Source organism: Paenibacillus sp. FSL H8-0280 (assembly GCF_045040665.1).
Taxonomy (GTDB): domain Bacteria; phylum Bacillota; class Bacilli; order Paenibacillales; family Paenibacillaceae; genus Paenibacillus; species Paenibacillus xylanexedens_A.
Genome location: NZ_CP150296.1, coordinates 3,465,840 through 3,490,458 on the forward strand (window position 1 = coordinate 3,465,840; position 24,619 = coordinate 3,490,458).

The 24,619-nt window shown below is 44.3% G+C and carries 18 protein-coding genes; 13 read left to right on the top strand and 5 right to left on the bottom strand.

The window, feature by feature from the left end:
* The 5 genes from MHI12_RS15395 to MHI12_RS15415 all read left to right on the top strand — a co-directional run bounded on the left by MHI12_RS15395 (position 1) and on the right by MHI12_RS15415 (position 6,475).
* Positions 1-885 carry an ABC transporter permease subunit gene (locus MHI12_RS15395; protein WP_341009851.1) on the top strand — a complete coding sequence of 295 codons (885 nt, stop codon included), beginning with the start codon at positions 1-3 and terminating at the stop codon, positions 883-885.
* Between the two features lie 18 nt (positions 886-903).
* Entirely contained in the window at positions 904-1,773 is an 870-nt protein-coding gene (locus tag MHI12_RS15400) for a carbohydrate ABC transporter permease (RefSeq protein ID WP_017688372.1), read from the top strand.
* Positions 1,774-2,027: 254 nt separating this feature from the next.
* Entirely contained in the window at positions 2,028-3,713 is a 1,686-nt protein-coding gene (locus MHI12_RS15405; RefSeq protein WP_405172889.1) for a hypothetical protein, read from the top strand.
* Between the two features lie 71 nt (positions 3,714-3,784).
* On the top strand, positions 3,785-5,503 hold the full coding sequence (locus tag MHI12_RS15410; protein WP_405172890.1) for a discoidin domain-containing protein: 1,719 nt from the start codon (positions 3,785-3,787) through the stop codon (positions 5,501-5,503).
* A gap of 30 nt (positions 5,504-5,533) precedes the next feature.
* Positions 5,534-6,475 (top strand): family 43 glycosylhydrolase, encoded by a 942-nt coding sequence (locus MHI12_RS15415; RefSeq protein WP_405172891.1) that lies wholly within the window; start codon positions 5,534-5,536, stop codon positions 6,473-6,475.
* 78 nt (positions 6,476-6,553) lie between these two features.
* On the opposite strand, the gene MHI12_RS15420 is transcribed toward MHI12_RS15415, so the two are convergent.
* The 3 genes from MHI12_RS15420 to MHI12_RS15430 all read right to left on the bottom strand — a co-directional run bounded on the left by MHI12_RS15420 (position 6,554) and on the right by MHI12_RS15430 (position 10,797).
* Positions 6,554-7,081 (bottom strand): DinB family protein, encoded by a 528-nt coding sequence (locus MHI12_RS15420; RefSeq protein WP_341007534.1) that lies wholly within the window; start codon positions 7,079-7,081, stop codon positions 6,554-6,556.
* Between the two features lie 144 nt (positions 7,082-7,225).
* Positions 7,226-9,247, bottom strand: coding sequence for an ATP-dependent DNA helicase (locus MHI12_RS15425; protein ID WP_405172892.1), 2,022 nt, complete (start codon positions 9,245-9,247; stop codon positions 7,226-7,228).
* Between the two features lie 59 nt (positions 9,248-9,306).
* Positions 9,307-10,797 (bottom strand): PLP-dependent aminotransferase family protein, encoded by a 1,491-nt coding sequence (locus tag MHI12_RS15430; protein WP_405172893.1) that lies wholly within the window; start codon positions 10,795-10,797, stop codon positions 9,307-9,309.
* A gap of 147 nt (positions 10,798-10,944) precedes the next feature.
* Between MHI12_RS15430 and pdxS the strand changes: the two genes are divergently transcribed.
* The 7 genes from pdxS (at position 10,945) to MHI12_RS15465 (ending at position 21,567) form a co-directional block, all read left to right on the top strand.
* Positions 10,945-11,829 (top strand): pyridoxal 5'-phosphate synthase lyase subunit PdxS, encoded by an 885-nt coding sequence (gene pdxS / locus MHI12_RS15435; RefSeq protein WP_200869424.1) that lies wholly within the window; start codon positions 10,945-10,947, stop codon positions 11,827-11,829.
* A 205-nt stretch (positions 11,830-12,034) separates the two neighbouring features.
* Complete coding sequence (locus tag MHI12_RS15440) at positions 12,035-14,494, top strand: GH39 family glycosyl hydrolase (protein WP_405172894.1); 2,460 nt, start codon at positions 12,035-12,037, stop codon at positions 14,492-14,494.
* Between the two features lie 203 nt (positions 14,495-14,697).
* Complete coding sequence (locus tag MHI12_RS15445) at positions 14,698-15,930, top strand: PTS sugar transporter subunit IIC (RefSeq protein ID WP_405172895.1); 1,233 nt, start codon at positions 14,698-14,700, stop codon at positions 15,928-15,930.
* Positions 15,931-15,949: 19 nt separating this feature from the next.
* A complete protein-coding gene (locus MHI12_RS15450) occupies positions 15,950-18,223 on the top strand; it encodes a glycoside hydrolase family 3 C-terminal domain-containing protein (RefSeq protein WP_405172896.1) in 2,274 nt (757 codons plus the stop codon).
* Positions 18,224-18,480: 257 nt separating this feature from the next.
* Positions 18,481-19,563: an ABC transporter substrate-binding protein gene (locus MHI12_RS15455; RefSeq protein WP_405172897.1), complete on the top strand. Its 1,083-nt coding sequence runs from the start codon at positions 18,481-18,483 to the stop codon at positions 19,561-19,563.
* 211 nt (positions 19,564-19,774) lie between these two features.
* Complete coding sequence (locus MHI12_RS15460) at positions 19,775-20,434, top strand: TetR/AcrR family transcriptional regulator (protein WP_405172898.1); 660 nt, start codon at positions 19,775-19,777, stop codon at positions 20,432-20,434.
* A complete protein-coding gene (locus MHI12_RS15465) occupies positions 20,431-21,567 on the top strand; it encodes a choline esterase (RefSeq protein WP_405172899.1) in 1,137 nt (378 codons plus the stop codon). The genes MHI12_RS15460 and MHI12_RS15465 overlap by 4 nt, the downstream gene beginning before the upstream one ends.
* A 131-nt stretch (positions 21,568-21,698) precedes the next feature.
* On the opposite strand, the gene MHI12_RS15470 is transcribed toward MHI12_RS15465, so the two are convergent.
* Positions 21,699-22,037 carry a cupin domain-containing protein gene (locus MHI12_RS15470; protein ID WP_405172900.1) on the bottom strand — a complete coding sequence of 113 codons (339 nt, stop codon included), beginning with the start codon at positions 22,035-22,037 and terminating at the stop codon, positions 21,699-21,701.
* 79 nt (positions 22,038-22,116) lie between these two features.
* The gene (locus MHI12_RS15475) at positions 22,117-22,944 is read right to left on the bottom strand and encodes a helix-turn-helix transcriptional regulator (RefSeq protein ID WP_405172901.1); all 828 of its coding nucleotides are present in this window, start codon (positions 22,942-22,944) and stop codon (positions 22,117-22,119) included.
* Between the two features lie 203 nt (positions 22,945-23,147).
* Here MHI12_RS15475 and MHI12_RS15480 point away from each other — a divergent pair, with 203 nt between their 5' ends.
* Positions 23,148-24,617: an ATP-binding protein gene (locus tag MHI12_RS15480; RefSeq protein ID WP_405172902.1), complete on the top strand. Its 1,470-nt coding sequence runs from the start codon at positions 23,148-23,150 to the stop codon at positions 24,615-24,617.
* The last annotated feature ends 2 nt before the right edge of the window (positions 24,618-24,619 follow it).

The following is a 24,619-nucleotide window of genomic DNA, read 5'->3' on the forward strand; positions in this document are numbered from 1 at the left end:
ATCAAGAAAAGCTGGCCTTTGTACGTACTGTGTATTCCCGCATTTGTGTTTGTCTGCATCTTTTCTTATGGCCCGATGGTAGGTTTGCTCATGGCATTTCAGGACTACAAACCATGGCTGGGTATCACAGGTTCACGGTGGATCGGGTTAGATAATTTCGAACGAATTTTCCAGTACAAAGAAGCCACACAAGCGATCATTAATACGCTGATTATTGCCGTTTCCAAAATTATTGTCGGTATTATCGTTCCGATCGTCATGGCTATTCTGCTGAGCGAGATCCGAAATATGGGCATTAAGAAAAGTGTTCAGACACTGGTGTATCTGCCACATTTCTTGTCCTGGGTAACGGTCGCGGGGTTGATGATCGACATTCTCGGATTAGACGGAGGAATCAATCACATCTTGACACGTATTTTCGGGAACGATCCCATTTACTTCTTGGGAGATCCTGATCTGTTTCGATTCACGGTTGTGATCAGCGATGTGTGGAAGAGTTTTGGCTTTGGCATGATTGTTTATCTGGCGACCATTGCGGGAATTAATCCATCTTATTACGAAGCGGCCGAGATCGATGGCGCCACACGCCGACAGCAAATTCGATACGTTACCTTGCCTAGCATGTTGCCCATGATTATCGTCATTTCTACGCTGAGTCTGGGCAATATTCTGGATGCGGGCTTTGATCAGGTTTTCAATCTGTACAATCCGCTTGTCTACAGTACGGGAGATATCATTGACACCTATGTCTACCGTTCATCCTTGTTAAACGGGCAATACGGCTTCGGGACCGCTGTAGGACTGTTCAAATCGGGGATTAGCTTGATCTTGATCGTTGTCTCTTACAGGCTGGCCTATAAGTATGCCAATTACAAAATATTCTAACAAGGAGGGAGAGGGATCATGTACCATAAAACGACAGGCTATAGAGTATTCTCCTATTTTAATTACGCATTCATGATACTGGCGGGTCTGGCGTGTTTTCTTCCACTGCTTCATCTGCTCGCGCAATCGCTCAGCAGCAAAGCGGCCATTAGCGGTAATATGGTTTCATTTTGGCCGGTGGGGTTCAACGTGGATGCCTATGTAAAAACGTTCAACAATTCTAATTTTAACGGTGCCATGCTGACATCCATCACTCGAACCGTATTGGGTACAACCATCAGCATGTTTATCCTTACCTGTGCAGGATATGCCTTGTCCAAGGAATTCCGAGGACGCAATGTGCTCATGTGGTTTTTTATCTTTACCATGCTCTTCTCGGGGGGATTGATACCTTCTTACATATTGATCACAGCCCTTGGATTAAAGGATACCATCTGGGCTCTTGTGTTACCGGGCGCTTTTGGTGCCTATAATTTGATTCTTCTCGTCAATTTTTTCAAAACGATTCCAAAAGCCTTGGAAGAAGCAGCTTTCATTGACGGAGCGTCCTTTTTCGTAATTCTCAGCAAAATATATTTACCATTATCTCTGCCTGGCATAGCGACCGTATCCTTGTTCATTATGGTGGGGCACTGGAACTCCTGGTTTGACGGGATATTGTACATGTCGGATGCAAGTAAGTATCCGCTGGCTTCGTTCTTACAGACCGTTGTCGTGCAGAGCAATATGCAAAATATGGCGATGAGCCAGTCCGAAGTTGCCGCAATGTCGGAGCAAAGCATCAAAGCAGCCCAAATTTTTGTAAGCACGCTCCCGATCATTTTGGTCTATCCATTTTTACAACGATATTTCGTGAAGGGGATTGTACTAGGAGCCGTCAAAGAATAGTTGATGTGACGAAAAATTGGATCACTATATGTTCAACTAAACATTTACACGATAACGGAGAGGACAGAAAAAGCCTGAAGAAGCGGAGCGTTCGCCTTTATTACCAGAATTTCACCTTTGTAAAAGTGAATCAAAAATTCTGGGAATAACAGCGATCGGAAGGTTGTTCTGTCATCGGAGTGCCAGTGTAAATATGCAATTAGTTGAACTTATATAGAAAACAAATTAAGTATGAGTGAAGGGGGCATGTTTCCATGAAGAAAAGAACTGATTTATGGAAAATGGTAAGTATGGTTATGCTGTCGGCTATTCTTGTGGCTGGCTGTAGCAAAGGGGAGAGTGTTTCCGAGACCGCACCGGCATCGGTGCTTAAGGACGGTAAATATGATCCGCCATTTACAATCACCATCGCCAAACAACAGGATGAGAATGCTGGAAAGTACATCAATGGTGAAACGTTGAATGACAATGTGTTGACCCGTTGGGGCGAACAGAACCTGGGTATCAAAATCCAAACCACCTTGCTGGGAGGTGATGCTTCACAATATAATACCAAGCTGCGGCTGGCGTTAACGGGTTCCGAGAAACTACCCGACGTTCTGCCCGTCTATGACACCATGCTGGTCAATGATCTGATCGAGTCGGGGCAGGTCAAGGAGATTACGGAAGACATCTCAACCTACATGCCTGACCGGATAAAAGAAATATACAAACAATACCCGACCACTTTCAATCCAGTGGTTAGGGAGGGCAAGGTCTACGGGATGGCGATTGCGCCGAATCTGACGGAAGGCGAAGTTATGTTGATCCGCCAGGACTGGTTGGACAGATTAAATTTGGAAGCGCCAACAACGATTGATGAGTTTGAACAAGTCATCGCGGCGTTCACTAATGAGGACCCAGATGGGAACGGGAAGAAAGACACATACGGCTTTACTTTTTCAGGTAAAGATTCCTACAATACGGGCTGGGTCAGCGATCCGGTCATGATATTCAGCGCATACACGGGCAAACATCTTCCAAGACAATGGCATAACGACAACGGCAAACTCACCTATGGATCTGTGGCTCCTGGCAACAAAGAGGCACTGGCCAAGTTACGTGATTGGTATGCAAAAGGGTACTTGAACAAAGAACTGGCCACCCAAGGGGCCTGGGATGCACTGTCTGATTTTACGGAGGGGAAAGCTGGTATCATCATTGGTCGTCCTTGGCTGTACGACAGTGTGAAGGACGTAGAGAAAAATGTGGATGGTGCAAAAATTAGTGCTTATCCGACCATTCAAGGTGTGAACGGTGATAAGACCTACCAATCCGCCCAGTTGAACGATGGTGTGTTCATGTTTAACAAGGATTTTCAGAACATGGAAGCCTTCTTCCTGTACTATGATAAAATGTACGACGCAGCGTTCAGCACGGGAGAGTTCAAATACGGCTACGCTCAAGGATACGATTACGATATCGTTAACGATGAAGTCACTTTTGATCCAACGAAATTTAATACGCCATTAGAGGCTGTGCAGGGCGTTGGGAAAATGGCATTCACCAAAAATACACCGAGTGTTGATGGTCCCGGCCAATCCTACTACGATCTGGCGAATGGAGTTAAAGCCGACACGGGTGTCCTCATTCAGAGCGCCTCGAAGGATCAAACGACGCAGGACGGATACCGGATTTCGTATGAAAACAGAGATGTTTTACTGCCAAATGAGTTTAACGGTCCACCAACGCCAACGATGCAAAATGTGTGGGAACAGTTGACCACTATGGAACAGGAGACGTTCACCAAAATCATATATGGCAATGAGCCGCTTGAAGCATTTGATACCTTTGTGAAACAGTGGCATGAAAAAGGCGGAGACACCGTGATCGAAGAAGTTAACGAATGGTACAACCAAGCCAGTGAGACGGATGTAATGACACTGATGAATTTGAAATAAAGTCAAGTTTCACCTGGATCAGCCTTCCTACAACAGGAAGGTTGGTCTTCTAAAAAAGGAGATGATGAGACATGATCAAAGGTAAATCGTGGATGGCTATCGTCATTGCATTGATGTTGTTAACAGTGCATTTAACGTCCTCAGCTCAAACCGTTCACGCTGCTGCTGGTGAAGAGACCAAGATCGCCGCAACACTGTTTGTCCTGAAGAATGAATCCGAAGTATCCAATGCGAAAATTCATTGGGCACCTGTCCAGGGAGCGACTGGATACGAGTTATACAGATCCGAGAACAATGCGCCTTATACGTTATTACAGACCTTAACCGGTACAACGACGGATGATTATGACCTCAACATAGGTAACACGTACAAGTATCAAGTGAAGGCATATGGCGGAACTTCCTTGTTAACCTCCGCTGTCTCGACAGAATATACCCCTTACAGCCTTCCAGAAGACCTCACAACTTTTGATAACACAACGCAATCAACGCTTATGCTCCCGAATGAACTTAAAGTTGGGGACACCTACTACAGATTCAATTTCGTGCAAAAGTCATCAGGCGGTTTTGGCGAAATGATTCAACAGACATCAACGGATGACATCACATACGGTAACGATAAAGTGGTCCTTTCCTACACGGATCATCCTGATCTGGCGAATTCTAAATTTGAGGGCATCAATATCCTCTACCATGCACCCACGAACAAGTTTGTTTTTTGGGCTCACTATGAAAACAGTACAGACTACACACTTGCCAGAGTATCGGTGGCTTCGGCCACGCCTGGAGAAGACTTTACATTTCACAAAAGCTTTCGGCCGGAAGGGAACCAATCTCGGGATATCTCCATTTTCAAAGATGATGATGATTCGGCGTATCTGATCTCTACGGCCAATAATAATTCGGACACGATTTTGTATAAGTTAACCTCCGATTGGTTGGATGTGGATCATCAAGTTTCTGTTATTTATCAAAATCAACACAGGGAACTGCCCAAGATGATCAAAAAAGATGGCATTTATTATTTGTTCTCTTCCCAAGCGGCAGGTTGGTACCCCAGTATCCCCCTGTATTCATCAGCAACAAGCATAGACGGAGATTGGTCTGAATTACGGACGATTGGTAACACGTCTACCTTCTCGGCGCAGTCGGGTTCCGTCATGCGGGTGAAGCCAGATACGGGCAACAACGTCGTTATGGTTGCGTATCGCTGGATGTTCGGCTGGGCAGGTACGCAAAATGGGACAACGGAGGAACGACTGCTTCCCGTTTGGTTCTCCGATGGTTACGCATTTTATGATTATTTTGATCAAGTGCTGTACAACACGAGCAATGATGTCGTTGTTCCCGTTCAGAATGGAAAACTGCTGTCACAAGGTAAACCTGCAACAGCACAAACGGCCTCCGGAACGAACCCGGCAAGTTATGCTAATGATGGTAACTATCAAACCGAATGGATCGGCACAGGCAGCTCCTGGCCACATTGGTGGAAGGTCGACCTCGGCTCTGTTCAACAATTAAATAATGTGCAAATCTCCTGGTGGATGCAAAAAGGCTCTGAGGGATTCTACAAATACAAAATTGAGACCAGTACGGATAATGTAAACTGGACCGTGGCATTGGATCGAACCAATAATACATCTTACGGTTTCACATCAGATACGCTATCGAGCACTGCTGCTAGGTATGTACGAATTAATATGCAAAATGCGGCACTTCATAACAATCCCAACAATTGGTACACGCCAAGACTTTGGGAAGTGAAGGTATTTGGATCGGGCACCAATTAACGATTTTCCTAAAAGAAGAGAGGTAACGATGTGAATATTCAAATTACCAATGGTGGCATCTGGAATGATTCAAGTGGTAATCCGATCCATGCCCATGGTGGACATATGTTATTCCATGACGACTATTATTACTGGTATGGCGAAGATCGGAGGGACGATATATATGTGAGTTGTTACCGTTCCAAAGATCTATTCAACTGGGAGTTTCGAAACCATATCTTGACCACCTCTACGCCAGCAGCACCCATTCGAGTTCGGACAAATCTGGCATTAGTGAACGATAAAGGTGGAAAAGTAAATCTCGAACGGCCTAAAGTGCTTTTCAACGCGGTGACCAAAAAGTATGTACTCTGGGCTCACTATGAGAATGGTAACCATTACAACGATGCCGCATGCGCCATTGCCACATCGGATTCTCCGGATAGTCATTTCGTGTATCATGGCAGCTTTAATCCGTACGGGTATATGTCGCGTGACTGCACGCTCTTTCAGGACGATGACGGGACGACTTATTTTATTTCGGCTGCCAGAGACAATGCGGACCTGCACATCTATCGTCTGCAAGAGGATTATCTCAATGTGGAAAGTCTTATCGGAAAGCTGTGGCAGGGGGAGTATCGGGAGGCACCAGCTGTCTTCAAGCGGAACGGGAAGTATTATATGCTGACCTCATTTTGCACGGGTTGGGCTCCCAATCAAGGGAAATACGCGATGGCTGATACGATGGATGGACCATGGGGGACGCTAAGTGATTTTGGCGATGAAACGACGTACCGAACGCAACCAGCGTTTGTACTGAAGCGATCAGCGGAGGAGTACCTGTATTTTGCAGATCGCTGGAACGGATTTGATTACTTTCAATCCAGCTATGTGGTCCTGCCCATTGAATTCAATGGGGACGTTCCGATTCTGAATGAGTATTCCACGTTATCTTTGGGAGAGGATACACTTCTGATTCATTTTGAACGATAATTTGAACGATAAAACGACTGATGAGAAAAGACTTTGACCCTACAGAGATTGAAGGTTCAAAGTCTTTTCGAATGAATTTTATAATTTCAAATCTAACGAATAGCGATCGCGAAGTACTGATAAATGGTGGAGCTCATGTCCAGCCATAACAAATGCAATCGATCGAGCTGAAGCAGGATTATCACTGACGATTCCTCTACAGAGCCAAGCTTCCGGCGTAAGGCGACGAAGCATAAGAATGGTTGAGCGGCGTGTGACGGCATATTCTTCATTCAAATCAGCTACGGTATACGTATTGAAAGGGTGGGTCTGCATAAGCACGTCCTGATCGTAGCCGGGATGATTCGCTTGATCACCTCTGGCGATGCGAAGCAATCGGCTGCTCATGATTCGTTCGTTATCCAAAAGGTGGCCGATGACCTCTTTCACGCTCCATTTGCCTTCGGCGTAACGATAATTTGCTTGCTCCTCTGTCAATGAAGAAAGCAAAGTTGGTATGATGTTGGCTTGCAGCTCTAAGCGTTCGATGATGTTCCCTTCAGGAACAAGCTGCATGTACCCTTCATAATAAGCTGCATATTCCTCTTTAGTTGGTCTTTCAACCATGTAAATGCCTCCTTTGGGATTCGTAGATCTGGAATATATTGTAGCATATATCCTACAGTATGAAATTAGCCCCTCCGCTTTATGAGTGGAAGGGCCGTTTCATGTAATTTAGGCAGTTTTTCAAGGTTAGGTGTTATACCACTTCTAATCCGTACGTCGTATCCTTTTATTTTGGACAAACTTCTCTAAAACCTCAAAATCCTCCGTCACTTTTTTGAACGGCAACGTGTCCAGCACCTGTTCCCGATAACTCTTTTTAGCCGCTGCGCTGAGACGGGAGTCAAGTATGCTGAGTATGCCGAGGTCCGTTTCACTACGAATCAAACGACCCGTTCCTTGCCGTAACCGAAGAAGCATGTCCGGTACAAACACCTCCATGAAGGGATTCTCCGTTACAGATGCCTTATATTCATAAACAGGGTCCGACGGGACAGGAAAGGGCAGGCGGAAAATAATGACCTGTGACAGGTCAGACCCCTCGATATTCACACCTTCCCAGAATACACCGGTACCCAGGAGTACACCTTTGCTTTTCCTGAAATCGGCAATGACACTGTCCTGTGATGATCCCTCTTTTTGAACATGGACTGCCCATGTGTATTCATTAGCCCTTGAGATCAACTTTTTGTGAATATACTTCATGTCCTCTTTTGCTGAAAAAAGGACGATTGTTCTTCCCTGAGTTAGATTACAGAGTTGAACCACTTCATTGTAGGCTGCTTCAAGATAGTTTTCGCGCTGATCGTGGTGGTAATAGGGAACTTTGTTCGAAATATACATCATGGCATGGTTGGTGTAGTCAAAAGGGGAGGGTTGGCGCTCTAGGAAATCTCCCTTATAACCGAGGGAGTGCGTCATATAAGAATATTGTTCCTCCAGCGTATCCCCGCCTTGGCACAGCGTTGCCGACGTCAGGATTACAGGCACCTTGCCATTAAATAAAGCGTATTTCAGAAATTGGCTTATATCTTTGGGACAGATGCTGATCGTAGCTACTCCCAAGGGGCTACTAGCCCATAAGAGATAGTTGTCCTCTGTTTCAGATAAGACATGGATGAGGGTAATGAGCCCGTTGATGGCTTCAAAAGCGTCATCTATTTCCCGCTCGTGACGGGAGGTCAAAATGGAAAGGCGCAGACTGAGATCTTTTAAATTATTCGATACCTGGTTCAACGGTATTCCTTTAATCTCCGGCACTTTGATTCGGTCGTTATCCTGCTTGGCATGGTGGAGCAAATCCGCGTTTACCTGTTTGAAGATGCGCTCAGCGCAGTTTTTTATGAACTTGGATTGTGAGAAGAGACTTTTATCGCCGGATTGCTTAGTGAGAAGCTGCACCGTGGTATCCAGAATGCGGCAAATTCCTCGATAAGTGAACTCAAGTGTTCTGGCATCCCGAACTTTTGCTTCCAGATTATGCGCTTCATCAATGACGATCAGAGCAGGCTGTTCTGAGATGATACTCTTGGTTCCTTCTTTTTTCTTCATCAAATCCCGTATGAGCAAGTCCTGGTTCACGATAATAAAATCAATCTCGTGAGCCTTTGCATTTAATTTCGCTCTCATATCGTAAAACAAACATGCATTTTTATGATGACAACGTTCAAATTTGCAATCATTCACGGAAACGTGGGACCATTCGGCATCACTAATTCCAGCTTTAATATCGGCTCTTTCATCAATTTCATAATCTAATATGCGCTGCGCAAGGGTAGATACGGAGGAGTTTGCATCATCAAGACTGATCAATTCCGCTGCTCTACTTCGGCAGGCATACTGACCCATGCCTTTTCCCACCACGGAGCGAACCGTTGAGAATCCCAACCGACTACCAATGATCCTTAAATCTTTATGTATCTGTTCCGAGAGCTGAATGGAGGAGGTAGCTATAATGACTGGTTTCTGAGACATTTGATTCGTGAGCAGGCTTGGGATCAGGTACGCAAAAGACTTACCAATTCCGACACCAGCTTCAATCATGGCATTATGCCCATGGATATAAGCATCGGCGATATCGAGGGACATTTCTTGCTGTCCGATCCGCTCTCTAAGGCCGATACGTGGGAACCGGTCATAAATTCGGAAGATGGCGTTAACCAAAGAACGTTCGATTTCCTTGTCCGGTTCCTGTTTATTCATTTTGTAGAGTTCATTTAACCAATTCATAACGATCGCCCCTCTTCCGAATGATGATCTTCTTGTACTCACTTTGGAGACGATTTACCTCACAATGCAGTTGTAACGGCATTTTTTAATCTTGATACGCCTTCCTGTAATTGTTCATCTGACAAATGTGCAAAAGACAAATAGATACCATACTTCATACCAACAACCGTTGAACTGCTGACTTCTGAGTATACCACACCTTGTGACCGAGCTGATTCCCGAAAGGCCTCATAAGTGGTCACATTACCTCGCCACCAACCAAACACGTGTAGACCCGCTTCATTCTCCACCCAATCAAACCATGTAGAGAGTTGCTTGTTCAAAAGTTTGAGTAACAGATGGAATTTCCGACTGTATAATCGATTCATTCTGCGCAGATGACGCTCATATTGACCGCTTGTCATGAATGCAGCTAATGCCCGTTGTTCGATCAGGTTGACGGGTCTTGGCTCGTATAATGCCTGTGCCTTTCTAAAGGTATCTGCCAATGTAGGGGGAAGAACCACATAACCAAGTCGTACCTCTAAAGGTAAGGTTTTTGTAAAACTACCCAGGTAGATTACACGTCCTGCTTTATCGAGTGTTTTCAGTGGTTCAACATGCATTCCTCGATATCGGAATTCACTATCATAATCATCCTCAACAATCATGGCATCATTTCGCTGTGCCCAGTCCAGCAAGGTTTGTCTGCGTTCCAGGCTGAGCATTTCACCAGTAGGAAATTGTCGTGACGGCGTGACAAACAACATACGTGCTTCCCAGTCCTGGGGCACAACTCCCTGACCATCGAGATTAGCTTCAATCAACTTTGCACCCGCAGCCAATATGGCTTTAGAAATCCCGACATAACAAGGACTCTCTGTCACTACATAATCCCCAGGATCTGCAAGTAATTGAGTGAGTAGAGCTATAGCTTGCATGGAGCCTGCAGTTACTGCAATATGATCCGGATCAACTTGAATGCCCCGCATCCTCCGCAGATAGGCAGCAATGGCTTCTCTCAATTTTGGATCCCCGGTTGAACTAACCATGGCAGAGGTTGTTTTCAGGTGATGCTCACGCTGCCTTATCTCTGCATACAATCGATTATTCCATTCATCGTAAGGAAACTTGGAGAAATCAGGTTGATATTTGCTAAAGTCGATCACTTCGTCGCTATTCATTCTGGAATCATGTGTATGAGCATTGGCTGGTGCATTTCTTTGAGTCGTCTGCTGTTCAAACTGCTGAATACGATTTCCCCAGGCGGATAAGTGATGCGTACAAGCTTTGACGGTGGACGCATCATTGCTTAAGTCCAACTGATAAGCAACAAAGGTTCCTCTTCCATGCTCTGAATGAATGTAACCTTGAGCAGTCAACGTATCATAGACCTGATTCACGGTTCCTCTGGAAATGTGATACGTTGCAGCTAACTCTCGAGTAGAGGGTAACTTCTCGCCATGTATAAGATTACCTTCATGAATTGCATCACGAATGGCATGATAGAGAGCCTTCATCTTCGTATATTTTCGGTTCAAATATGAACTGTAAGCTACATGAAATTGCATAGGACCTCCAGAGTTATCATTAAAGTGGTACAATAAAAACCGAAAATATTGGATCTTTTTATATGACCATTCTCATTCTATACTAAATCATAGATTAGAGCGATGCCTTTATTGAAAATCACCCAAAAGTTACTTAGGAGGACTACAATCATGCAAACAGGTACAGATCGTGTAAAAAGAGGAATGGCTGAGATGCAAAAAGGTGGCGTCATCATGGACGTTATGAATGCAGAGCAAGCTAAAATCGCTGAGGCGGCAGGGGCAACAGCTGTTATGGCTCTTGAACGGGTACCTTCTGATATTCGCGCAGCCGGCGGTGTAGCTCGTATGGCAGATCCAACGATCGTTGAAGAGGTTATGAAGGTTGTTTCTATTCCAGTTATGGCTAAAGCACGTATCGGTCATTACATAGAAGCCAAAGTGCTTGAATCCCTAGGTGTGGACTATCTTGATGAAAGTGAAGTTCTTACTCCTGCAGACGAAGTGTTCCATATCGATAAACATGAGTTTACTGTACCATTTGTATGTGGAGCCAAAGATTTGGGAGAAGCTCTTCGCCGTATTGGTGAGGGGGCATCGATGATTCGTACAAAAGGCGAGCCTGGAACGGGCAACATTGTTGAGGCAGTTCGTCATATGCGTCTAATTAACAGCCAACTCCGCAAAGTGCAAAACATGTCCAAGGACGAGCTGTACGCTGAAGCCAAAAATCTGGGTGTAGCTTATGAGTTGCTGCGCGAAGTTCATGAAAATGGTAAACTTCCTGTCGTTAACTTTGCAGCAGGCGGTGTAGCTACTCCGGCAGACGCAGCATTAATGATGCACCTGGGAGCAGACGGTGTGTTTGTAGGATCAGGTATTTTCAAATCCGATAGCCCTGAGAAATTTGCTCGTGCAATCGTTGAAGCTACAACACATTACACAGACTACAAACTGATTGCCGAAGTATCCAAAAACTTGGGCGCCCCTATGAAAGGGATCGAAATTTCTAAATTGGCTCCAGAAGAGCGCATGTCCAACCGCGGTTGGTAAGATAGCATTGCATCTAGTTGAATAGGTAGTTTGAACATTTATATAGAAGAGCCGATCAATTGAACTTAAATTGATCGGCTCTTTTGTTATTACTGTTTAGTTTGTTGATATCTTCAAAATGCTGTGCTTATAATAATCGGTATGAAGGAAGGTGCAGACAATTCGCTATCTATATGAGTTTATTCAACATCAGGACGATCTGCCTATGAAACTCTTCGTGAACTCGGTAAAACATATTGATTTTCATTGGCACAAGGAAGTGGAAGTTGTATATGTTCTCCACGGTTCAATCATCATGTATCTGGACCAGCAGCAATATACACTGCATGAAGATGATATGATCGTGGTTAACAGTATGTCCGTCCACAAGATCGAACGAACCAATCAGGACAATGTGTTATTAACATTGCAGTTCGGTCCCGAGTTGATGAACAATAATGTGTTTATCTCCTGTAACTCTGCTATGAACGTGGAACAAAACGCTCCTCGCCTGCAAAGTATTAAACAATATCTTGCACAAATGGTATGGGAGATCAACAAAAAAACGCCGGGTTATCAAAATTTCACAATGGGCAGATTACAGATGTTATGCGGATGCCTGCAGAGGTATTTTTCCAGTGGAACTAATTCCGCATTGGAAGATGGTAGCAGGGATTATGACTATAAAAGACTGAACAGGGTCCTCACATATATTGATTTACACTACAATGAGAAGATTACACTGCAGGATATGGCGCATTCTGAACATTTAAGTTTGCATTATTTCTCCCACTTCTTCACCGACAAAATCGGGATACCTTTCCAAAAGTATTTGACGCTCATTCGCTTGGAGAAGGCTCAGGCTCAGCTGGCAGCAAACGATAAAAATATTTCGGAGATCGCGCTGGATTGCGGATTTGCCAATGTAAAGCTGTTTAACAAATACTTCAAGGAAAAGTACGGCTGCACGCCCGGTTCCTATCGGGAAGCTTCTCGTACACCGGAACTCCATCAGTTGAATGTGAACCGCAAACCCAAAACGTATGAGGAGTCTTCAAGCGGAGATTATTACGAAATGGAAACGATGAATGCGATTGGCTCGCTGTATCGATATCTGGATGCTAAGGTAGACGCCGATCAGGACATGCTTCCTGTACCGTCTGTACATCTGTCAGACCAAACTTATATTGAAATTCGTGGGGATCAGACGTCGTCTGTCTACGAAAAGCACTGGAATATGACCATGACGGCAGGGAGAGCCATTGAAGGTTTGCGTGAAGATTGGCGGAAGCAGCTCTCCGCGCTGAAAGGAAAAGTACCTTTTGAATATATTCGATTTCACGGCATCTTCAATGACGAGATGATGGTGTACAGCGAGAACGAGCAGGGCATCCCTCTCTATAACTGGTCATATGTGGACAAGTTGTATGATTTCCTGCTGGATCAGGGCGTTCGGCCATTTGTGGAATTAAGTTTTATGCCGAGCCAGCTCTCAAGATCCAAAGAAACGCTGTTTTGGTGGAGGGGGAATATTAGCCCGCCATCCGACCCTGCCAAGTGGCAGGCGCTTGTTGGTGAATTTGTTCGCCATTGTTTGAATCGTTATGGAGCGGAAGAAGTGAGGCAGTGGTATTTCGAAGTATGGAACGAGCCTGACCTGGCGGGTGTTTGTTGGGCAGGAAGTAAGGAAGAATACTTTGCGTTTTACGAATCAACCGTTCATGCAATCAAATCAATTTTGCCGGAACTGAAGGTGGGGGGGCCAGCTATGGGTTACGGATCTCTCTGGAACGATACCTGGGCTGAGGAATTTTTGTCCTATTGCCGCAAGCGGGAAGTGGCTCTCGACTTTTATTCGTTTCACATCTATTCGGAGTATCCCAAGCTAAAAGTTGAAGACGATCGTTTAACGCAAATCATGCCGCCTGCTTTTTATAAAGAAAGTATTGAACTTATGCGGCAAAAAATGAATGCGTCATCGTACGGTCATGTTGAACTTCATGTCACTGAGTGGAACTTTTCGCTGTATGACCGGAACTTGCTGCATGATACCATGTTTATGGCTCCGTTTGTCATTTACCACACCATGAACACACTTGGTGACGTGAAAGCGATGGCTTTCTGGTCCTTTACCGATGTATTCGAAGAAAGTATCGTTCCCGCTTCTCCTTTCTACGGAGGTTTTGGCCTGATTAACCGAGATGGGCTGAAGAAACCCAGCTATTATGCATTTGAGCTCATGCAAAAGCTTGGGGATGAGCTGATGGTCAAGGGAGACGGTTATGTCGGAACCCGAAAAAGAGATGGAAGCATGCAGTTTTTGTTCTATCACTATGTTCATGTAGACCAGCTGTTTGCAAGTGGAGATTGGTCGGAATTATCCAGCTCAACCCGCTATGACGTATTTGAGGAAAAAGGCAGCAAAGCTTATGAACTTACCCTGAGCAATCTCGAGGGACCTTATAAATGCACCAGTTATCAACTGGATCGGGAGCACGGATCGGTATTTGATGAGTGGACCCGCATGGGATCGCCCTATTCCTTGACGGAAGAAGAAATCGCCTATTTAAACGGCAGGAGTGGACCCGTGATGGGTGCAGAGATGGTAAGAGATGAAAGTTGGCGCAGAGAGATTTTGCTTCCACCACATGGGGTAATGCTGCTCATTTTGGACAGGCAATATTAAAAAAAAGTGCTTTTAAGACATCCTTTCAGTATTGAAGGGATGTTTTTTGTTGTTTATTTCTTGTTCGGGCTGGCAAGCTAGAACTATAGCGATGGATTGGGCAAAAAACGAACCATGATGCGGCAAGTTCCAACAAGAAAGCGTTAACACAAATCGATATACTATGGTTGTGGCAGCTCAGAGGAAGACAGGGGGAGTTTTGGATGAAGCGTTTCATGAAATGGATGACAGATTCGTTTGCGCCAAGATTGGAGGCGTTTACGAACAATATTTGGGTTTCTTCGATTCAAGAAGCCATCATGGTCGCCATTCCGATGATTTTCATCGGTTCGATTATTACATTGATTTCGATTTTGCAGGATTTCATTCCGGGAATGCCGGACCTGACACCCATCACGACATTCAGTTTTGGTTTGCTCGGGTTGTTTATTGCTTTTCTGACGCCTTATGTCGTGATGGAAAAAAGAGAACGACACAAAATCAAGTTGCTGGCGGGAATGACGGGGATATCTCTGTTCGTTATGCTGCTTAACCCGACGGTAAACGAAGACGGTACCATTCAGTTTATCCTTGAACGATTTGGACCCTCGGGGATGATTACAGCACTCCTGGTAGGTGTATTTGTCGCTCTTGTCATGATCATGTGTAACAAATTTTCGTTCTTCAAAAAGGGATCTTCACTTCCCGAATTCATTATGGACTGGTTCGATTTTCTCGTCCCGATCGCCCTGGTATTAACAACAGGATGGGTGCTTGTTTATCAGCTTCATTTTGATATTTTTGGACTGATCGTGAACGTATTTGAGCCGATCAATGCCGTAGGGCAAAGTTTAACCGGATTTTTATTGTTCAACTTTATTGGCGTAGTGCTTTATTCCTTCGGCGTAAGCCCGTGGGTCATGACACCGATCTGGTACGCAATCTGGATACCTGCCATCGAAGAAAATGCAGCTCTTGTGGCAGCGGGACAGGATCCGGTCAATATCAACACATTTGAAACCTTTTTCTCCGGTTGGCTGGGTATTGGAGGAATGGGAGCGACCTTGCCCTTAGTTGTTTGGTTCCTGATGGCACGTTCGAAAAAACTGAAATCTGTCGGCAAGGCGACGATTATCCCATCCTTGTTTAACATCAATGAACCCGTCGTGTACGGAGCACCGATTGCCTTTAATCCATTACTCATGGTGCCGATGTGGATTAACTCACTTATCACGCCAGTGATTGTGTACTTGGCTCTCGACTGGGGTTGGGTGCGGATCCCGAGCCAGATCTTCCAGCTATGGTACACGCCGATCGGCCTGTCCACCTACCTTATGTCCGGACTTAATGGGCTTATATTGCTGGCAGTCGTCCTGGTGATTGTATTTATTGTCTGGTTTCCGTTTTTCAAACTGTATGATGCACAGGAACTGAAGAAAGAACAAGAACAAAATTGATATCAGAAGGGTGAGTATTATGGATAAATCAATCAATGAATTGTTAACGGCATTGACACTGGCCGAGAAAGCTTCACTCTGCGCAGGATTGAATATGTGGATGACAAAAGGAATCGAGCGGTTAAACATTCCGCCAGTTCATATGTACGATGGGACAAACGGCATCCGTAAAACGAACAGCGATGAAGAAATGGGGATTACAACGGAAAATGTACCCGCAACCTGTTACCCTACGGGTTCAGCCATCGGTTCTTCGTGGAATACGGAATTGTTGTATGAAGTTGGTGTGGCACTGGGACGTGAATCAAAAACGATGGACGTTGAGCTGCTGCTTGGACCTGGTGTCAATATGAAAAGAACGCCGCTTGGTGGAAGAAACTTCGAATACTACTCGGAAGACCCATACTTGACGGGAGAACTTGGTGCCGCGTTTATAAACGGAATCCAAAGCGAAGGCGTGGGCGCTTCTGTCAAACACTTTGCTGGCAACAACCAAGAGTTTGAAAAGATGGTAACCAGTTCGGAAATCGACGAGCGAACGCTTCGCGAGATTTACCTGAGCGCCTTTGAACGTATTATTAAGAAATCCGACCCTTGGACGGTTATGTGTTCTTATAATTTATTGAATGGAACGTATACGAGTGAGAACGAACATTTGCTGCATGACATTTTGAGAGAAGAGTGGGGTTATGAAGGTGTTGTTCTATCCGACTGGACCGCTGTCAATGATCGCATACGCGGTCTGAAGGCTGGGCTTGATCTGGAGATGCCGGGGCCCGCCAATTACAATGCCAAAGCGATCATTGAAGCGGTTCAGAACGGAAGCCTTTCCGAAGAACAGTTGGATCGAAGCGTGGGACGGATTTTGAAGCTGGTTGAGCGGGTAACGGGCAAAAAAGACATGGATTCTTCTCCAGATTCGGACTATCATGCACTGGCACGTAAAGCGGCGGCCGAAAGTATTGTGCTTCTGAAAAATGAGAACGCGATTCTTCCCTTGCAGCAGGAATCGGTGGCGTCGATTGCCGTGATCGGACGGTTTGCCAAAAAACCGAGAATTCAGGGAGCGGGCAGTGCGAAGGTAACGCCTACAAAAATCGATATTCCATGGGATGAGATAAAAAATCTGGCTGGCGATGCCATGACCCTGAATTATGCAGAAGGTTACCCGGAGAATGACTCCATCAATGATGAGCTAATCAAGGAAAGCGTGTCATTAGCCATGAATTCCGATGTTGCTGTATTGTTTGTTGGCCAACCGGAATATGCGGAATCGGAGATGCATGATTTGCAAGGCATTGATCTTCCCGAGCATCAAGTGAAATTGATTCTTGCGGTAGCCGCAGTTCAACCCAAGTGTATTGTCGTAACGAGCAGCGGCTCCGCACTGGCGATGCGCCCATGGGTACAGCATGTACCTGGTGTGATTCATTCTTGGTTGTCGGGTCAAGGCATGGGTAAAGTGATTGCAGATGTATTATTCGGACAGACGAATCCTTCGGGTAAACTGTCTGAGACATTCCCTGTCAAACTGTCGGACAACCCTTCACATATGCGAATTCGCGGAGAGAACGGCAAGCTGTATTATCGCGAAGGCCTATTCGTGGGTTATCGATATTATGACCGGAAAGAACTGGCACCTCAATTCCCGTTTGGACACGGATTGTCTTATACATCGTTTTTCTATACGGATCTGGAAGTGGCTCAGACCCATACCGGTGTTACGGTGTCCCTCCAATTGAAAAATACCGGAAAGCGCAAGGGGAAAGAAGTTGTTCAATTGTATGTTCACGATGAAGAGTGCACATGGACCCGTCCAGAGAAAGAATTAAAAGCTTTTGCTAAAGTTGAACTAGAGCCGGGTGAAAAACGCAAGGTTACTTTTGAACTGGAAGAGAGAGATTTCTCATATTACAACACCAAGTATAACCGTTGGGTGGCTGAGACCGGGTTTTTCCAAATTTCACTTGGCAGCTCGTCCAAAGATCTCCGAATTACGGAACGTCTGCACTGTGACTTTGGTAAGGAAGAAATCACGTTCCACAAATTCAGTCTACTCAGTGAATGGATGAGTGATCCTGTAGCGAAAAAGGAATTGGAGCATTGCTTGAATGAAATGAACGAGCACGTTACGGACAAGGTCTATCTTAACGAGGAGTTTGTGGGATTCTGGGCAGATTTCCCGATGATCAAAGTATTCCAAATGTTCGGTCAACAATGGATGAATGAACGTTCACCTGATGAAATTATTAATAAACTTATCGCCAAGGTTAATCAGGCAAGAAATGAATAGATAAATAAAAGAGAAACCAAGTTCAATCCTAAACAAAGGACATGGACTTGGTTTTTCTGTGAGCCACCAGGCTCCATGAACTAAAATTTATGGCCAAGGCAAAAAGGCACCCATAGGGGCTCTTTTTATCCATCAGATGAATGATATTGATTATTGTTCTCATTTACATGCTTCGATATTTACTGTATACTGACAATAGTTATTTTACATATTGGTCTAAAAGACAAGAGAGAATTGAAAAGGGAGAGATTATTTACATGTTAGTATCCGTTAAAAAAGGGATGTTTCTTTGTTTGATTACTGCAATGATTCTGGTGCTCGCAGCGTGTTCAAGCAACAATGGTGGCAGCAAAGATGCAAATGACAGTTCACAGCAAGCTGCGGAGAGCAACGCCACGAATGAAGTAACAAATGGGGAACAAACCGACGCAGATGCTTCAGCACCTGCTGAAACAACTTACCCGGTAACCGTTTCAAACTATACGACAGAGAACGGCACATGGGTGAAGAAGGATCAAACGTTTGACAAAGCACCTGAACGAGTAGTTGCCAATACCCAGGGTGCAGCCGAGCTGATGATTCGCCTTGGTTTGACAGACAAGCTTGTAGGGGTAGCTGCGTTGTTTGGTAGTGTACCTGAAGATATTGCTGACGAGTTTAAACAAATTCCAGTGCTTGCTGAAGGCTATGTAGGCAAGGAAGTGACGATAGGGGCTACGCCTGACCTGGTTGTAGGGCGTGGTGGATTGTTTGAGGATGCGGACTGGGGTGTTGGTACAGTAAGCAGCTTGAATGATATGGGGATTAAAACGTATGTACAAAGCACCAGTGTTCCTGATGCATCGTTAGATAGTCTGTATCAGGATATTACTGAATTAGGTGAGATATTCAACGTACAAGCCAATGCAGCGGCATACATTGAGAAGCTTAAAGCACGCGAGAATGCCTTGTCGGCCCGAGCTAGCGCTGAAACGATCAACTATGCATCATTTTCGGATAATGGTGATGGAACTATTGGCATTTACAACGGAAATGGTGATACGTTTATTGAAAGTGCAATGTCATTAATCAATATGCATAATATGCTGATTAATGAAACTGGCACACTCAGTCTGGAGAAGTTAATCGAGATTAATCCGGATGCAATGATTATTTCGAGGTATGCAGGTGGTATTGATCCTGAGCAGACGATTGAAAAGTTGCTTGCCAACAAACAGGTACAAAACATTAACGCAGTTAAAAACAAAAAAATCTACATTATTGATTTCAACAACTTCTGGGGTTACGGGGATTCCATCTTCACAGGTGTTGAAGGACTCGCTGATCATCTCGGGTTGTAATGAAGCCAAGAACAAAACGTAGTACCATTAAAAGTCGCTATTTTAGCGGCTTTTTTTGTTTTCAGGGACCAAATTCCTGTCTAAAGCTGTTCCCGGTCAGCCTGAATGATAGGGAGAATGGAGTGAACACTCTATTTCAATACGACTTGACTTGTGAATATATTATCAGTATAGTGTGAATCAGTTCACACTTTATATTAAGGAGTAGCCTATGCCAAAAAATACTTTCTTTCGTTTAGACGAAACAAGGCGCGAGGAAATATCGAATAGCGCTATGCATCTTTTTGTTGATAATCTTTACGAGGATATAACTATGAAGATGGTTTTGGATAGTTTGTCCATGCACCCCGGAACATTTTATCGGTATTTTGAAGACAAAGATGACCTTTATTGCCACTTAATACGTAATGTGACCCAGAAAAGAGCTGCATATTTTAGTAACAGTGATGAAGATTCCCTTTACAGCTATTTCCTTACTGGCTTATTTGGTAACGTTAATGGCATGGTGACCGAGCCACTGAATGAGTTGGAAATCAAACTGACTAAAACATTTTCATATATTCCTGAGGACATTTTGCTGAAAGTATATGTGAATGTGTTAAAGGGCGAGTCATTCCCCATGATCAAGGACATTTTACGCCGAATGAGGGTTGATGGATATCTAAGGCCTGATGTTGACGACGACCTGATTTCTTTTATGTTTGAGTCAATGCAGCTTAATTTAATCTTGTTTTTTAGGGAATTCGATATTAAGGACTCTAAGCTGCAACATAAGATCAGCAAGTACTTTGCTAAATTTATGGGCCATGGGCTGCTTGAAGATCATAAATATTCTGAAATGGTTAGCGATCTCAAGGGGGAAAGAAAATGAAAACCTATGACGTATTTCCAGAACCAATTGGCGGCTATACTGTCGGTCGAACCCAGATGGATTTTGATTACATGGCATCGGATTACTCCAAAAGAGAACTGACCGCTTTTGTGTACTATCCGTCTGACAGTAGCGAAGGTAAGACTACATCAACGTACATGTTTCCTGAAGTCTACGAGATGTTTAATGAGCAGCCACTAGTCACCGCGTTGAAGGATGTTTTCTCTATAGATATCAAGACCCAGTGTTACGATGACCTTGCTCTCTCCGGAAAGGAAAAGCGCTATCCAGTGTTATTCTATGTGTGCGGTGGAGGCGGTTCTCCAGAATGGGGTACAGTGCTCTGTACAGACTTGGCAAGCATGGGGTATGTTGTGGTAAGCATCGGCCATCAGAATAGCACGATGTATAAGCGTAAAGATGGGCGCCTGTTTAATGTATCAAAGGGTTTTTCGGATGTCATTACAGCCTTTGGTGAAGATCCGGAGATGCTGGCGTTGGCTGGTAAGATGGAGATGCGTCCTGACGATGAAACTGCCATTGAGATGTGCCGTAACGTGCTTGCACTACCGATACTTTCCAAGATAACAGAGTATAGTGAATCACAGGCAGAAGATGTAAGGTATGTAGCCGATTATCTTTACAAACTGGACTCTGGAGAGCTGAATTCCATCTTTAAGGGCAGATTGTTGCTTGACATCGGCATGGGTATAGTCGGACATTCATATGGAGGGCCTACGACGGCGATGGTTTGCCGGGATGACGACCGGTTCGCCTGCGGGATTGGCTTGGATAGCGGTGCGTTTGGCCTTCTTGACAGCGATCTTAAGAAACCCTTCTTGTTACTGTTTTGTGAACCTAACTATAATATGAATGCAATTATTGGCGCTAACAATAGCATGGAAACCTATTATTTCTCAGTTGATCGTGTTGCACATTTAGATTACTGTGACATCGTGTTTACTAGTGTTAATGAGGAACTCAGAGGCGAACGGGATGCCATGGAGATGCGAAATATTGTTACAGACTATGCGAAGAACTTTTTTGATCATTACATACTGCAGAAGGCAGCAAGTGTGGAAAGTCTGGCATACGATGGTGTGGAATTGATCAGGAAGACCAGCAACAAGTGACATAACTGAGAGACTACTGATTAATGCATGTCAAAGAGCTAGCCGTACAGACGCAGAGCCGATAACCCCTATTACGCGGTTATCGGCTCTCTGATATTGCAAATTGACATCCTGGTTCTAATAACTGACGCTTATTCGGCCTTAGTCCTGCCAGTGTTTACTTCGCTTCCAGGCTCCATCAACATGATATGACATTCCTTTTCGGCGGAAGGTTTGATCTCGACTCCCTTAGGGACAATATACATCTCGCCCTTGGAAATCTTCACTTGCCCATCACGAAAATCAATAATCATTTCTCCTTCGAGCACAAAAAATAACTTATCGGTCTCCTCATGAACATGCCACTCAAAATCTCCAGCAATCTTAACGATCTTAAATTGATAGTCATTCATTTCACCAATGAGTTTTGGAGACCAAAGATCGTTTAATTTCGAAAATTCCTCATTCAATTGAATAGCTTGATAGTGCATAGTCATTCCTCCTATGTATTAATCCTATATGTTCAGTATACTGATTTAAGCTTTTGTATAACATGGATGCCTATTGAAATCAGGATGGATTATTGATGAACTTCAGACGATACTCCGTAGGAGAAATACCACATTGTTTCTTGAACACTCTGCTAAAATAAAAGGGGTCAGCAATGCCAACGGTCTCAGCTATCTGTTGTACAGACGCATCACTTGCCAATAACATTTGCTGTGCCATGTTTATACGATATTTCAATACATATTCTGCTGGACCCATACCTGCATGTCTTCTAAACACGTAGGAAAGTCGATTTCGATTAACGTTATTTTGTTCTGCCAGCGATGCGACAGTCAGACTTTGGTCATAGTATTCTTGGATATAGGTAGAGACCCGTTCGAATAAAACATCTGATTCACAACTATTTTGCCTATGATCAACACATATTAAAGTCTCATTCAGTACATCGCGAAACAGCATCTCGGTCTGAAACTTTGAAATACCTCCGTGCTGATTATACACATGCCAAAGACGCGTGATTAATTCGATCAGACGTGGGGACTGACCCGTTGATAATTCAAAGTGCTGATGGGAAAAGCTTGTCTCTTCGAGGTCCGAACTACATATCCGGTATAAAACGAGGATGTATTCCCAGTCCGTTCTATGAAACACGGTTTGATCCAGTTTCATTTTCGCACCCCCATGTACAACTTTTCCTGGTGAAAAGATATAGGGCGTACCATCAAATTGAAATTGTATTTTTCCTGTAAGAGGAAATACAAATCCAGGAAAAGAATCGGTATAGTCAGCCTGGGGAACCCCTGGATTTCTAGCATATCGATATACTCCTTCTACTTGAAAAGGAATGTGTGCAAAATGCGCTGCTAACTGATTAACGTCTACTTTCACATTACGTACCTCATTTCAAAAGTGTTTGCCGGTCATTCTAAGATAAATCGTTGTGTACCTTACTCCAACATTATTGATAACGATTATCACTGTCAACATATATAATGAAAAAGAAAGCTCTTTTTTACATATGGGCAATAGAATCCATCTTGTGTTAACATGTGCACTAACTAATCCAATTGTTTGCTTGAGAAGGGGAACCCATGTCAATTCGAATAAAAATGCTGCTGTCCTTCACGGGCATGCTTGTTATAAGTCTACTGTTCATCCTTCTTACGGCAAGTCTGTATACGATTGCGGCTACAGGGGATCTACAGAGTTTCCGTGATATATACAAGGTACATTATCAGATCAACCCCCTGACTGAACAGGGAGAATCGATCTTTCAAGAGATGAAGTTTCTGGCCAAAAATGACCCGGACGACCTGCAGAACAAGGTTTTGCTGCGTGAATATGACATGAAGCTTCGAGCTGAGAAGTCAGGGCTCTACATCAGACGAGAGAATAGTCAGATCTTCGAATCGCTGACCTTCAACCAGCCAGAACTGAAGCAAGCACTGCCTGCCTATGATCTTAACAATTATCAGATTCGGAGCACCTTCAATATTGGTGAGCGATTTTACGCGTATGCAAAATTTGATTTTCAATATTCAGATGGGGAACGGGGGAGTATTTTTGTCATTCGCGAGAGAAGCCCCTTTGCGGAGCTTACTCGCAAGTTGCTGCCTGTGATGTCATTTCTGCTTATTGGCGTCCTAATCATTGCAAATCTGCTCTTGTTCCGCTGGATCACGCGCAGCTTCATTAAACCATTGAATCAACTACGAAGTTCAGCTGAACATATTAAAGATGGCAATCTATCCTTTAAACTTCAGCTAAACTCCAATGACGAGGTTGGTCAACTCAGCGAAGCGTTTGAGAGCATGCGGAATCAATTACAGCGCTCTTATGCGTTACGTCAGCAGGACGAAGTGAACCGCAAAGAGCTCATCTCCAACATTTCGCATGATCTCCGTACACCGATTACCAATATCAAAGGGTATATAGAGGGTATTCGTGACGGAGTGGCTAATACTCCAGAGAAAATGGAGAGTTATGTTAATATCATTCACTCCAAAGCAGTTAGCATGGATAAGCTGGTGGATGAACTGTTTTTGTATTCAAAGCTCGACTTGAACCAAGAGCCTTTCCTGTTCAAAACAGTTGATCTCGCTGATTTCCTTGAAGATAGCATCGAAGAGCTGAGATATGATTTGGAGGATAAAGGTGTTGCCCTGGATTGGAATAACCAGGTGTCTGGTCCCGCTATGGCTGCTGTGGATCCGGAGAAGTTAAAACGTACTGTTGTTAATGTGGTGGATAATGCACTCAAATATATGGAGAATGAACATAAACGATTCGAGATTACACTTCAAGCGGATGAGAACTGGATTACGATGGCGTTTAAAGATAATGGCAGGGGAATACCTGAAGAGGCACTGCCTTATATATTTGAACGCTTCTATCGTGCAGAACAATCTCGGAATTCCTCAACGGGCGGAAGTGGGCTCGGGCTAGCAATTGCCCGCCAAATCATTGATGGACATGGGGGCTTTATCTGGGCAGAAAGCCAGCCCAATGATGGCACGAGCATATATATCAAACTGAAACGGCTGAATGAAGAGAGGGAATAATG

Coding starts and splice junctions, on each gene's coding strand:
- MHI12_RS15455 (WP_405172897.1), top strand. CDS start 18,481: ATGTTAGTATCCGTTAAAAAAGGGATGTTTCTTTGTTTGATTACTGCA.
- MHI12_RS15470 (WP_405172900.1), bottom strand. CDS start 22,037: ATGCACTATCAAGCTATTCAATTGAATGAGGAATTTTCGAAATTAAAC.
- MHI12_RS15465 (WP_405172899.1), top strand. CDS start 20,431: ATGAAAACCTATGACGTATTTCCAGAACCAATTGGCGGCTATACTGTC.
- MHI12_RS15405 (WP_405172889.1), top strand. CDS start 2,028: ATGAAGAAAAGAACTGATTTATGGAAAATGGTAAGTATGGTTATGCTG.
- MHI12_RS15450 (WP_405172896.1), top strand. CDS start 15,950: ATGGATAAATCAATCAATGAATTGTTAACGGCATTGACACTGGCCGAG.
- MHI12_RS15425 (WP_405172892.1), bottom strand. CDS start 9,247: ATGAATTGGTTAAATGAACTCTACAAAATGAATAAACAGGAACCGGAC.
- MHI12_RS15420 (WP_341007534.1), bottom strand. CDS start 7,081: ATGGTTGAAAGACCAACTAAAGAGGAATATGCAGCTTATTATGAAGGG.
- MHI12_RS15445 (WP_405172895.1), top strand. CDS start 14,698: ATGAAGCGTTTCATGAAATGGATGACAGATTCGTTTGCGCCAAGATTG.
- MHI12_RS15460 (WP_405172898.1), top strand. CDS start 19,775: ATGCCAAAAAATACTTTCTTTCGTTTAGACGAAACAAGGCGCGAGGAA.
- MHI12_RS15440 (WP_405172894.1), top strand. CDS start 12,035: ATGAAACTCTTCGTGAACTCGGTAAAACATATTGATTTTCATTGGCAC.
- MHI12_RS15410 (WP_405172890.1), top strand. CDS start 3,785: ATGATCAAAGGTAAATCGTGGATGGCTATCGTCATTGCATTGATGTTG.
- MHI12_RS15400 (WP_017688372.1), top strand. CDS start 904: ATGTACCATAAAACGACAGGCTATAGAGTATTCTCCTATTTTAATTAC.
- MHI12_RS15480 (WP_405172902.1), top strand. CDS start 23,148: ATGTCAATTCGAATAAAAATGCTGCTGTCCTTCACGGGCATGCTTGTT.
- MHI12_RS15430 (WP_405172893.1), bottom strand. CDS start 10,797: ATGCAATTTCATGTAGCTTACAGTTCATATTTGAACCGAAAATATACG.